The sequence below is a fragment of the Streptomyces sp. NBC_00448 genome, from assembly GCF_036014115.1.
Lineage (GTDB): Bacteria > Actinomycetota > Actinomycetes > Streptomycetales > Streptomycetaceae > Actinacidiphila.
Genome location: NZ_CP107913.1, coordinates 7,764,197 through 7,776,859 on the forward strand (window position 1 = coordinate 7,764,197; position 12,663 = coordinate 7,776,859).

The 12,663-nt window shown below is 75.0% G+C and carries 6 protein-coding genes; all 6 read left to right on the forward strand.

Going from position 1 to position 12,663, the window contains the following annotated elements:
- Positions 1-341: 341 nt before the first annotated feature.
- The 6 genes from OG370_RS33480 (at position 342) to OG370_RS33505 (ending at position 11,928) form a co-directional block, all read left to right on the forward strand.
- Positions 342-1,484, forward strand: a complete 1,143-nt coding sequence (locus OG370_RS33480) for an AfsR/SARP family transcriptional regulator (protein WP_443060792.1) — start codon at positions 342-344, stop codon at positions 1,482-1,484.
- A gap of 5 nt (positions 1,485-1,489) precedes the next feature.
- Positions 1,490-3,937 carry a TOMM precursor leader peptide-binding protein gene (locus OG370_RS33485; RefSeq protein ID WP_328474666.1) on the forward strand — a complete coding sequence of 816 codons (2,448 nt, stop codon included), beginning with the start codon at positions 1,490-1,492 and terminating at the stop codon, positions 3,935-3,937.
- A complete protein-coding gene (locus OG370_RS33490; RefSeq protein WP_443060793.1) occupies positions 3,927-5,912 on the forward strand; it encodes a TOMM precursor leader peptide-binding protein in 1,986 nt (661 codons plus the stop codon). Before OG370_RS33485 ends, OG370_RS33490 begins: the two co-directional genes overlap by 11 nt.
- 206 nt (positions 5,913-6,118) lie before the next feature.
- The gene (locus OG370_RS33495; protein WP_328470882.1) at positions 6,119-7,774 is read left to right on the forward strand and encodes a nitroreductase family protein; all 1,656 of its coding nucleotides are present in this window, start codon (positions 6,119-6,121) and stop codon (positions 7,772-7,774) included.
- Between the two features lie 27 nt (positions 7,775-7,801).
- Positions 7,802-10,795, forward strand: a complete 2,994-nt coding sequence (locus OG370_RS33500) for a lantibiotic dehydratase (RefSeq protein WP_328470884.1) — start codon at positions 7,802-7,804, stop codon at positions 10,793-10,795.
- Positions 10,792-11,928, forward strand: a complete 1,137-nt coding sequence (locus OG370_RS33505; protein ID WP_328470886.1) for a lantibiotic dehydratase C-terminal domain-containing protein — start codon at positions 10,792-10,794, stop codon at positions 11,926-11,928. Before OG370_RS33500 ends, OG370_RS33505 begins: the two co-directional genes overlap by 4 nt.
- Positions 11,929-12,663: the final 735 nt, after the last annotated feature.

Sequence of the window (12,663 nt, forward strand, 5' to 3'; positions counted from 1 at the left end):
GTTGTCCGGTGATGTCGGGGCCTCCGATCCTCCGGAAAAAAGATATTCACCTGCTCGTAATACTGTGAGGAATGTCCGTTTGCCCTCCTGTGCTGTCGCGGCATACCGTCCCGGAGTGTCCTGGTTGCGCCGGTTAACGGGCGTTCAGGGACCCTGGACAGATAAACGGAGCTGCCGTATCCTCATCCGAGATCGCCGATAGTCTGGGCCGTATCCGGCCTTTGTCTCTGCTCGGTGCACACTTGCCGGGCCGTCGGTGTCACGGGGCTACGGGGACGGTGAAGTGTGTGTTCCGAGCAGACGCGCGCGCGGCACGAAGAACGACGAACGGCCATGGTCCGATGACCTCCGCCGAGCCGCCGACGGGCGAACGAGGCGGTACGCACACCCGGTTCACCGTTCTCGGCATGCTCACCCTCGCGGACGGCAGGGAATCCGTCGTCCTCCAGCCGTCGCGGCCCGCCGCTCTGCTCGCCGCATTACTTCTGCACGCGAATTCCGTGGTCACCGCTGATTTTCTGCAGCAGGTTATCTGGGGCGCTGACACGCCCGCACAGGCGAAGGCCGCATTACACAGCTGCGTGTTGCGGCTGCGCCGGCTCTTCGGTAAATACGGCGTCGCCGACAACGCCATCGAGGCAGTTCCCGGCGGTTACCGGCTGACCGCGGACGCCGCCGCACTCGACCTCGTGGAGTTCCGCGAACTGCTCGGCCAGGCGTATTCCGCGGCGGAACCGGAAAAGGAGCTCGGGCTGCTGCGCACCGCGCTCGCGCTCTGGCGGCCGCCGCTGCTGTCGAACGTCCACTCCGACCTGCTGCACCGCGACGAGGTCCCGCGGCTGGAGGAGGAGTGGCTGCGCGCCATCGAGCGGGCCTTCGACCTCGAACTCGCCCGCGGCCGCTACCGCGAGGCGGTCGCCGAGATCTGGCCCACCGCCCGCGCCCACCCGCTGCACGAGCGCTTCACCGGGCAGCTGATGGAGGCGCTGTACCGGACCGGCCGCCGCGCGGAGGCGCTCGCCGAGTACCGCAAGGCCAAGGAGCACCTCGCCCAGCAACTCGGCGTGGACCCCGGCCCCGACCTGCAACGGCTCGAACTCGCCATCCTGCGCGGCGCCCACGCCGACGGACCCCGGCCCGCCGCCGCGACGTCGTCGGCCGGTTCCACAAACGGCCCCGACGACGCCCAGGACAGCCAGGACCCCCAGGGCACTCAGGATGCTCAGGGCACTCGGGACGCCCAGGACTCCCTGGACGGCGCCCTCAGCGGTGCCCGCGTGCTCGACCGGCTGGTCGGTGCGGGGCTGCTGGAGGAAGGGCCGCGCGGCCACTACCGGATGCACGACCTGCTGCGCGTCTTCACCCGGGCCGCCGCTGCCGACGGTGTCGGCGCCCGGGCCGCACGCACCCCCCGCGCCAACGGGCGCACCCCCCACCCGTCCCCCCGGCCCGGCGCCGCGGAACTGCACCCCACGGAGGCGTGACCGACATGGTGTCACCGTACGAGGAGATCGCCGCGACCCGGCCGCGCATCCGCCGGGACGTGCTCTACACGCAGACGCCGACCGGAGTCCACTTCCACAACGCACGCGGCGGATTCAGCGTCGTGATGCCGTCGGCCTACCGCTTCGCGTCCCTGATCGTGCCGCACCTGACCGGCGACAACACGGTGGCCGCGCTCTGCGGGGGCCTCGGCGACAAGCAGCGCGACATGGTGGCCCGACTCGTCGGCACGCTCTACGCGCGTGGCTTCGCCAGGGACGCGGTCCCGCCGGCCGCCGACGCGCCGGTGCCCGAAGAGGCCGTGGCGCGGCGGTTCGCCGCGCAGATCGCCTACGTCGACCACTACACCGATGACGCGGCGGCCCGGTTCCTGCGCTTCCGGCACACCCGGGTGGCCGTGGTCGGCGACGACGCGCTCGCCCGCTGGGCGGCGCTGTCGCTGGTCCGCAACGGCTGCGCGCGCGTGGCCGTCACGTCGACGGCCGTCACGTCCGCGGCCACCTCCGCCGTCCCGTCCGCGACCGATTCCGCCGTCGTCCCCTCGGCGTCCGAGGAGGCCGCGGCGCTCCGGGAGGAGGGCTGTGCGGTCGCGCTCGACGTGCTCGAACCCGGCCGCGGGACGGGCGAGTTCGGTTGGGCCGACCTCGACGGGTACGACCTCGTGGTGGTCACCGGTGAGCGCGGCCCGCGGCAGGTAGCCGCGCTGTCCGACGCTGTCCCGGCCGGGAAGAAGGTGCTGCCCGCCTGGATGTTCGGCCGGTCGGCGGTGGTGGGGCCGCTGCTCACCGGCGGGCCTGGTGGGTCGGATGCGCCCGTCGTGGCGTCCGACGGGGCCGGTGGCTCCGCCGAGGCCGCCGCGCCGGCCGGCTGCTGGACCTGCGCGGCGCTGCGGCTCGGCGCCAACGGGGACCCGGCCGACGCCGCCGACCTGTGGAGCGGACTGGCCCCCGGCGGCCCGCGCGACCAGCCCGGCGCGGCCTCCCTGAGCGGTCCGCTCGCCGCCATGCTCGGCAACCTCCTCGGCTACGAGGTCTTCCGGCTCACCACGGGCGCGCTGCCCGCGGAGAGCGAGGGACGGCTGATCGTCCAGGACACCGACTCGCTCGACACCGTCACCGAACCCCTTCTCCCGCACCCGCGCTGCCCGGCCTGCGCCCCGCTCGCGGCACCGCCCGCCACGGTCACCGACCTGGAGCAGCTCGACGCGGCCGGCGACGCCGTACCGGCCGGGGACCTGACCGCCGCGGTGGGGGACGCCGACGCCGGGCAGGCCGCGCTCGCCGAACTCACCGACCGGTCCGCGCTCGTGGGGCCCACCGCGGGCGTCTTCCAGGCGTACGCGGACGAGACCTGGGCGCAGACCCCGCTCAAGGCCGCCACGGTGCGGCTCGGCCTCGGCCACGGAATACGGCGGGAGATCAGCGCGTTCGACGTCCACCACGTGGCCGGGGCGCGGCTGCGCGCGCTGCACCGGGCCGCCGAGGTCTACGCCGAACACGTCGTGCCGCCGGCGGAGCCGCTCACGGGTGCCGCGCTCGACGCGGCCCGGGAGAAGTGGCGGGCGGTGGACCCCACCGGCCTCGCCACCGCGGCCGGGCTCGGGTACGGCGCCGGGGCGGCCACCGCGTGGTGCGCGGCCACCTCGCTCCTCGGCGGCGGCACCGTGCTCGTACCGGCCGCCGCGGTACGCCCGTTCGGCCCGTACAACCGGGACCGGCTGGTCGAGCCGACCTCCGCGGGCACCGGCGCGGGCCGCACCCCGGCCGAGGCCGCCGCCCGCGGCGTGCTCACCGCGCTCGGCCACGCGGCCCTGCGCGCCGCCCTGCGCGGCACGACCGAGGTCGGCGCGATCGACACGGCCGCACTGGCGGAACGCGTCGGCCCCGAGGACGGCGACGACGCCGAACTCACCTTCCTGCTGCGGTCGGCCGCCAACCTCGGCGCCGACCTCGACCTCCTCGACCTCGGTGCGCCGGACGCGCGGCCCGCCCCCACCGTGCTCGCCCGCGCGGGCGGGAGTTGGGCGCTGGGCACCGCACCGCGCTGGCGCGACGCGGCACTCGAAGCACTCCGCGACCTGCTCGGCACTCTCCAACTGGCCGCCGAGGAAGCCGGATCGGGCGACGGCGCCGCGTCGGGCGCCGGTGCCGGAGCGGCCGGCCGTGCCGGCGACGGCGATCGCACCGCCTCCGCCCGCGTCGACACCGGCGACCCGCTCATGAAGGACCTCGCGCCCGCCACGATCGCGGCCACCCGGGACCCCGGACCCGTGCCGCTCACCGAGCGGACCGACTGGGCCACCCTCGCCGCCTGGCTGCGCGCGGCCGGGCAGGACCTGCTGGCCGTCCCCGTGCACGCGCCCGACCTCGCGGCCGGCCGCCTGCACGTGACCCGCGTCCTGCTGACGTCGCCCCGGGCCTCCGATGCGCACTGACGTATTGCGCACTGACGTCCGCCCGTCGCCCGTCGCCGCGCCGCCGCCGGCCGAGCAGGTCACCGACACGCCCGCCGGGTCGTCCGTCGTCGGCGCTCTGGCCGCCGCCCTTGCCGGCAGTCCGGCCGCGCACGGCATTCCCGCTCCCACCGTCCATCCGCTGGGCCTGCGGGACGAGTTGGCGGTGCCGGGCGGCGACGAACCGGGCGCCGTCCATGTGTACGGGCACCACGCGCTGGTGGGGCCGTTCGCGCCGGGCGGCGGCCCGGCGTGCGCCCGGTGCCTGGCGCGGCGGTGGCAGGCGGTCCGGGGCCGGGGGTTGCGGGAGGCGCTGGAGTCGGGCACGGGCACCCGGGCGGCGGGTGCCTCGCCGTGGCAACTGCCCTTCTCCGCAGACGCGTTGGCCGCGGTGCTCGCGGCGCACACCGCGGCGGCGGCCGGCACCGCGGGGGAGCGGTTCCCGTACGCGTACCTGCTGGACCTGGAGACGATGGGGGTGACGCGGTTCCCGGTGGCACCCGACGCGGAGTGCCCCGCGTGCGGGGACACGCCGCCGGACACCGCGCCCGCCGCATCCGTTGCGCTGCCGGTGACGCCCAAGCGGTCCGTGACGGACTTCAGGAGCCGGCCGGCGGACGCGTACGACGTGCCGCTGGAGGTCTTCGTCAACCCGGTGGCGGGCATGCTCGGCCCGTCCGTGGTGCCGGACCTGGTGTCGGCGTCGACGTCCTCCACGGTCGGCTCGTTCCTGCTGCGCTCCGGCGACTACCTGCGCGAGTGCTTCTGGGGCGGGCACACCCCCCGCTACCGCTCCAGCGTCCGGGTCGGCCTGCTCGAAGGGCTGGAGCGCTTCGCGGGGATGCGGCCGCGCGGCAAGCGCACCCAGGTCGTCGCGGCGTACGACGAACTCACCCGCACCGCACCGGTGCTCGACCCCCGCGCGTGCGGCCTGTACGACGCCGGCTTCCACCGCGCGGAGCCCGGGGTGCGCCCGTTCGATCCGGCGCGGCCGATCCCGTGGGTGTGGGGCTACTCGCTGCGCGACCACCATCCGCTGCTGGTCCCGGAGATCACGGCGTACTACCACGCGCCCGGCGGCCTCGCGAACCGCTTCGTGCAGGAGAGTTCCAACGGCTGTGCCTCCGGCGGAAGTTGGACTGAGGCGGTGTACTTCGGGCTGATGGAGGTGATCGAACGCGACGCCTTCCTGCTCGCCTGGTACGGCCGCGCCCCGCTCACCGAGATCGACGGCTCGGCCAGCCGCCGCCCCGAAACCCGTTCGATGATCGACCGGTTGGCGATGTACGGCTACCGGGCCCGGTTCTTCGACACCCGGATCACCTTTCCGGTGCCCGTGGTGACCGCCGTCGCCGAGCGCGTCGACGGCGGAACCGGCCGGCTGTGCTTCGGCGCGGGCGCGAGCCTCGACCCGGAGGCGGCGCTCGCCGCCGGGCTGTGCGAGATCGCCACCGACGCGGTCAACCTGCGCGCCAGGACCGAACGCGACGCTCCCCGACTGCGGGCGATGGCCGAGGACTTCACGAAGGTGCGGGTGCTGCACGACCACCCGCTGGTGTACGGATTGCCGGAGATGGCCCGGCACGCCGACTTCCTGCTGGGCGCGTCGGGCCGGCCCGGCAACCGCAGGCCGCCCCGGATCACGCCGGCCGCGCTCGCCCGCGACACCGTCGCCCCCGGCGACGACCTGCGCGACGACGTCGAGGCGTGCGTCGCGCAGGTCGCCAGGGCCGGGTTCGACGTGATCGCCGTCGACCAGACCGGGCCGGAGCAGCGGGCGCTCGGCTTCCGCACCGCCGGGGTGATCGTGCCGGGACTGCTCCCGATCGACTTCGGCTGGAACCGCCAGCGGGCCCGCCACATGCCCCGCATGCGGAGCGCGCTGCGGGAAGCGGGGCTGTGCGAAAGGGACTTGGAGGCCGATGACCTCAACCCGGCGCCACATCCATTCCCTTGACGCCCTTCACGCCCTTGGCGAGGCGACACGGAACGGACGGCGGAGCGACAGGACGGCAGTACGGCGGTGAGGCGGCACAGCAGCAAGGCGGCAAGGCAGCAAGGCGGCACGGCGGTACGGCAGTTCTGCGTGACCCGGCAGGACCCGAGGCAGCACCCAGGCAGCACCCGCAAGGACCGAGAGGCCCGATGAGGAAAGGACCGCCCGTGGGATTCGCCCATGAGTACGCGACCGCGATCGTCCGGCGCGGCCGGTACCCGATGGAGCCGGCCGACTGGGTGCCCGACTGGGCGGACCGGCCGCGCAAGGGGAAGCACTTCCCCGGCGCCGAGAGCTTCCCGCTGCCGCACGCCACCCCCGCGCCGCCGCCCGGCGCGACCGTCGAGCGGGGCCTGTACGGGCCGCGCGGCGGCGGCGCGTTCACGTTGCCGCTGCTCGCCGGGATGCTGCAGGACTCCTACGGCCTGACCGGCCGCCGGCTCGCCGTCCAGGCCAACTCCGACCTGGGCACGCTGCCGCTGTACGCCGAGGCGAACTGGTCGCGGGGCAGCGCGTCCGGCGGCGGCCTGTACCCGGTCGGCATCCACTGGGTCAGCGGACCCGGCGGCCCCCTCACCCCCGGCGTGCACTACTACGACACCCGGCAGCACGCGCTGCGCCGCCTGCTCACCGGTGACGTCACCCCGCAGGTGCGCGCGGCGGTCGGCGAACCGGCCCTCGGCCAGGACCAGTTCCTCGTGCTCACCGTGCGCTTCTGGCAGAACGCCTTCAAGTACAACAGCTTCAGCTACCACGTCGTCACGATGGACACCGGTGCCCTGCTGGCCACTTGGCGGATCTGGGCCCGCGCCCACGGTCTGCACGTCGGCCCCGCCCTCTGGTTCGACGAGCCCCGGCTCGGCGACCTGCTCGGCCTGACCGACGACGAGGAGGGCGTCTTCGCCGTGGTGCCGCTGACCTGGCAGCCCTCCACCGCGCACGCGACGGGAAACGCGGCTGCGGCGGCCGGCACCGGAACCGGGGCCGCGGAGGCCGACGGCGCGGGCGCCGGCGCGATCTCCGGCACGGCATCCGTGCGGGTGGGGCATGCCGACCAGGAGCGCTCGGGGTTCACCACGACGTTCGAGACGGTGCGGCGGATGCACGCGGCGACGGTCGAAGGCGCGTCCCGGCGGCCCGCGGCCGGCGCGCTCGCGGCGGCGTCGGCGCGGCCGGTCGAGACGGGCGGCGAGCGGGTCGCGCTGCCCGCGCGGGAGCCGCTGGAGAGCGGGGTGCGGCAGGCGCTGCGGGCCAGGCGCAGCAGTTTCGGCAGGTTCCAGGCGGCGCGTCCGCTGGCGGCAAGGGAGTTGGCGACGGTGCTCGCCGCCGCGGACGCCGCCGGCACGCTGGACAGCGACGTGGAGCCCGCGGACGCCGAACCCCTCACCCGGCTGCTGGTGTTCGTGAACCACGTGGCGGGCGTGCCGCAGGGTGCGTACGCCTACGACCGGGCCGACGGGTCGCTGCGGCTGCTGCGGGCGGGCCGGCCGGGGGAGTTCCTCCAGCGCAACTACTTCCTGGCGAACTACAACCTGGAGCAGGCCGCGGCCGTGATCGTGCCCGCCGCGCGCACCCACGCCGTACTGGACGCCGTCGGGGACCGCGGCTACCGCCTGGTGAACGCGGTGGTCGGCGGTATCTCCCAGGCCGTGTACACCGCGTCGAGCGCGGCCGGCCTCGCCTGCGGAGTGGCGCTCGGGTTCGACGCGATCTCCTTCACCGAGGAGTTGGGGCTCGACGCGACCGGCGAGATCCCGCTGCTGATCATGATGATCGGCCACGAACGGCCCCGCCCGGCCGACTTCCGCTACGAGATCGCCTGAGCGCCCGTGAGGGGAGATGTGGACGACGTGAGTGAGGCGAGCGCCACGCGCGCGAGCGGTATCGGCACCAGCACCGGCACCAGCACCGCGGCAGGAGACGGCGCTGCGCGGAACTGGCTGCTGCACCGCCGCTTCGTGCTGCGCGTGGCGGGCCTGCCGGTGGAGGCCGTGGAGCGGCTGCGCGACCCGCGGGCACGCGCCTGGGCCGAGCAGGTGCTCGACGCGCAGGACCGGATCGACGCGCTCGCGGACGCGTTGGCGGACCCGCTGACCGCGCTCGTCGGGGCGACCGACGACGAACGGCAGCGCCGCCGCGTACTGGCCCTGCGCCGGGAGGTGTTCAACGGCCGGGTGCCGCGCGATCCCGACGCCGTAAGGGAGTTGGTGCGGGCGGCGGGCGGCGGGACCGGCGAACTGCTGGAGCGCTGGCTCGCCGCGCGGCGCGAACTCGCCGGGGCCCTCGCCACCGGTGGCGGCCTGGTGGACGAGGGACTCGCCGCTGCTCGGGCCGAGTTGCGGCGGCTCGCGGCCGAGGAGCGGCTCCGACTCGGCCTGGTGCTGGCCTCGCCGACCCTCGACGGGCAACTGGACGCGTTCATCGCGGAAGGCGCGGCGGGGCCGGTGCCCGCACCGGACAAGCGGGCCCGGAAGAAGGAGCGCTCGCTGCTCTCGTACCTGTACCGCACGGCGTGCAAGACCAGCCCGTTCAGCACGTTCACGGCAGTGGCGGCGGGGGAGTTCGAGGAGCCGTCCGGCCAGGAGGACGAAGGGGCGACGGACGTGCGGGGCGAGCTGGGCGACGGCTGGAGCAGCCATCCCCGGCTGAACGTGGTGGTGCTGGCCCGGCTGGCGGAGCTGGTCGCCGCCGACCCGGACCGCCGCGCCGACCTGCCGGTCGCGGTGTCCGCCGGCTGGAACCTGGACGACGACCGGCTGCGCTACGTGCGCCGCTCGGTGACGACGGGCGACGACACCGCGGCGGTCAGCTTCGACGCCGCCCACGACCGGCTGTTCTTCCTGCGCCGCAGCGGCACTCTGGAGCGGATGCTCGGCCTCTTCGCGGACGGCGCGACCCCCCGGTACGGCGACCTCGCCGACTGGCTCGCCGCGGAGACCGGTGCCGCGCCCGAAGAGGCCGCCCGCTACCCCGCGACCCTGCTGGATCTCGGCATCCTCCAGATGACCGGCCTGGACACCGACGTGCACACGCCCGACCCGCTGCGCTCCTTCCGTGCCGCGCTGCGGGCCCTGGACCGCCCCTGGGCCGACCACGTCGCCGCCCGCCTCGCCGGCGCCGCCTCCTGTGTCGAGCGCTACGCCGCCGCCGATCTCGCCGGACGGCGCGCCCTGCTGCGTACCCTGCGCGGCGAACTGATCGGCGTGCAGGAGGAGTTGGGGGCCGACGCGCCGTCGCTCCCGCAGACGCTGCTCTACGAGGACGTACGCGCCGAGCCCGTGGGCGCCGACCTGGAGCGCTGGACCGAGCTGGCCGCGGCGCCGCTGCACGCCCTGACCCGGGTGCTGCCCGCCTTCGACGTGGCGCTGCCGCAGCGGCTGGTGCTGAAGGGCTTCTTCCTGGCCCGGTACGGCCGCGGTGGGCGCTGCGACGACGTGCTGCGGCTGGTGCACGACTTCCACGAGGACATCTTCACGCAGTACCTCCAGTTCACGTCCACCAAGTCGCCCTGGGCGCCTGACGGTTCGGCCGCGCCGGAGGAGAACTGGCTGGGCCTGCCGGAGGTCACCGCGCTGGACCGGGCCCGGGCGGAGTTCACCCGGCGGATGCGCGAGGCGTGGCACGACCACCCGCTCGGCGCAGAGGAGTTGCGGCTCGACGAAGCCACCGTGGACGCGGTCGCCGCCGAACTCGCGCCGCTCGGCTACGGGTTCACCCCGCACAGCCACTTCGTGCAGCTCGCCGAGCGCGACGGCGACCCGCTGGTGGTCCTCAACAACTCCTACGGCGGCCTGTGCTTCCCCTTCACCCGCTTCACCCACTGCTTCGACGGCGCGGAGGGTACGGGCGCGGACCCGGCCGAGGTCCCCGCCACCGGAGCTCCCGCCGCCGGAACCCCTGCCACCGGAACCCCCTCCACCGGCCCGGCCGCCGACGGCCTCAGCGCTGAGCTGCGCCGCACCCTGCGTGCCTGGCAGCCGCCCGGCGCGGTCTTCGCCGAGGTCACCGCCGGCTCCGCGACCACCAACCTCAACCTGCACGGGCGGCTCACCGACCACGAGATCGTCTGCCCGGGCGAGCGCGGCACCGGGTCCGCCGGAGCGCGGATCGACCTGGACGACCTGTACGCGGAACACGACGAGGCCACCGACCGGCTGGTGCTGCGCTCGCGCCGGCTCGGCCGCGAGGTCGTGCCGCTCTACCTCGGCTACCTGGTGCCCATGGTGCTGCCCGAAGTGCCGCGCACGCTGCTGCTCTTCTCGCCCACCTCCCGCGCCCGGCCCGACCTGTGGCGCGGTGTTCCGCAGGGCCCGGCGGTCGACGGAATCACCGCCCGGCCCCGGGTGCGCTACCGCGGTCTGGTCCTGCACCGGCGCAGCTGGACCGCGGCGCCGGGCGCGCTGCCGGTACGCGAGCCGGGCGCGGGCGAAGCCGCGTACTACCTCGCGTGGCAGCGCTGGCGGCGCCGGCACGGCCTGCCGGCACGGGTGTTCGCGACGGTACGGGAGGAACTGCCCGACGGCGGGGGGCCGGCGGCGGCCTTCGGGGGTGGCGCCAAACCCGGCTACGTCGACTTCGACAGCCCGCTGTCCCTGATCGCTCTCGAAGCGCTCACCGGCGGCGGCCGGGCCCGCACGGTCTTCGAGGAGATGCTGCCGGGGGCGGACGAGCTGCACGTCCGCTCCGCACGCGGCCGCCATGTCGCCGAACTGGCCGTGGAGATCGTCCCCCGTCCGGCGGCGACCGCACCCGCCCCGGCAGCTGCCCCGACACCGGCAGCCGCATCGGCGCCGGCACCCGCACCCGCACCCGACCCGCACGGAAGGCAGGGCACGCGCGTATGACGACGATCCCGCACGGCGGCAGCACCGGCCCCGCCCCCGGCACTCCCCTGGCAGCCGACCCCGCCGGACCCGCCGACCCTGCCCGCCCCGCCGGACCCGCCGACCCCCGGGGGGACTGGCAGGCGTACCACGTCTTCTACGCCGCCAGCACCCGCCCCTTCCTGCTCCAGTGCGCCCGGCCCCTGGTCGCCGAACTCACCCGCGACGGCCTGCTGTCGGGGTGGTTCTTCATCAACTACTGGCTGGAGGGGCCGCACATCCGGCTGCGGCTGCGCCCCTCCTCGCCGCAGGCCGGACCCGAGGTCGCCGCCCGCGCCGCCGCGGCCGTCGAGGACTTCCTCAAGCGCCGGCCCGCCCTGTACGAGGTCAAGGACGGTTTCCTCGCCGAGCTGTACAACACCCTCTTCGAGCTGGAGTACCCCGGCGGCGAACGGGACCGCTTCACCGACGCGGCCGGCCGGATGCGGCTGCGCCCCAACAACTCCTTCGCCGCAGAGCCCTACGAGCCCGAGTACGGGAAGTACGGCGGTCCGGCCGGGGTCGAACTGGCCGAGTGGCACTTCCAGCGCTCCAGCGAGCTGGTGGTCGACGCGGCAGCCACCATGAACCTGCACGTGCGGACCGTACTGCTGGGCACGGCCGCGCAGTTGATGATGACCATGGCCGGGTGCCTGCTGCCCGGCGAGACCGCGCTGCTCACCTTCCTCGACCGCTACCACGAGTTCTGGAACTCCGCCTTCACCGGCACCAACTTCACCGCCAGCGACGGCTACGACCGCGCCTACCAGGCCATGGGCACCGCGCTGCCGCACCGCTTCCAGGAGATCCGGCGGGCCACCGCGCGGCCCGCGCTCGGCCGGCTGCCCGGCTTCCTTCGCGGCTGGGCCGAGCACGGGCTCGAACTGCGGGAGCGGGTCTCGGAGTTGGCCCGCTCCGGCGACCTGGTCTTCCGCTCCTGGGACGGCAGCCGGGACCTGCCGGTGGACGACCCCGAGCAGGCCCTGCCGATGCTCGCCTCGCCCTACCTGCACATGACGAACAACCGGCTGTCGGTCAGCGTCCGCGACGAGGCGTACCTCTCCTACGTGCTCGGCCGCGCGCTTCGCGAGCCCCAGCCCGCGGTGACCCCGTGACGACCGTCGGCGGCTTCCTCGACATGCGGCCCGCCGTGCGCGACGACGTGACGGTCGGGCCGGCCCTGACCCGCGGCCCCAAGGTGGTCCACCTCGTCAAGGACTCGCTGACCGGGGCGCGGTTGGAGGTCGGCGGGAAGGAGCGGTTCCTGATCGTCCGGCTGGACGGCTCGAGGTCGCTCACCGAGATCGGCGCGGAGTACGCCGCCGCGTACGGCACGCGGCTGGGTGACGCGCAGTGGACGCAGATCCTGCGGATGCTCTCGCTCCGGGGCCTGCTGGCCGCTGCCGCCCGGCCGCCCCAAGCCCCCTCGGGCGCGGCCGAAGATCGGGAGAAGGCCGCCGACACCCGCCCCCGGGAGAGGAGTTGGCTCGGCGGGCGGACGCGGCTGGTGGCGGACGCCGGGTCGGCGATGGACCGGCTGCACCAGGCGACGGCGTTCGCGCGCCGGCCCGCGGTGCTGGGCCCGCTGCTCGCGCTGTGCGCTGCGCTGCTGGTCGCGGAGGCCGTCCGGTTCGGTGAACTGGCCGACGCCACCAGCCGGTTGTTCCAGCAGCCGGTGGCGCTGGTGGCCGTCGGCTGCGTGCTGTGGCTGAGCCTGGCGCTGCACGAACTGGCACACGGTCTGGTGGCCCGCGCGTACGGGCTGAAGGTGGCCGAGATCGGCCTCCGGCGCCGCGCGGGCTTCATGACGTACCTGTACTGCGAGGTCGAGGACGTCCAGTTCCTCGGCA

What these genes read in the sequence shown, in the direction of transcription:
- OG370_RS33480 (WP_443060792.1), top strand. Translation starts at nt 342, where the DNA reads ATGACCTCCGCCGAGCCGCCGACGGGCGAACGAGGCGGTACGCACACC.
- OG370_RS33485 (WP_328474666.1), top strand. Translation starts at nt 1,490, where the DNA reads ATGGTGTCACCGTACGAGGAGATCGCCGCGACCCGGCCGCGCATCCGC.
- OG370_RS33490 (WP_443060793.1), top strand. Translation starts at nt 3,927, where the DNA reads ATGCGCACTGACGTATTGCGCACTGACGTCCGCCCGTCGCCCGTCGCC.
- OG370_RS33505 (WP_328470886.1), top strand. Translation starts at nt 10,792, where the DNA reads ATGACGACGATCCCGCACGGCGGCAGCACCGGCCCCGCCCCCGGCACT.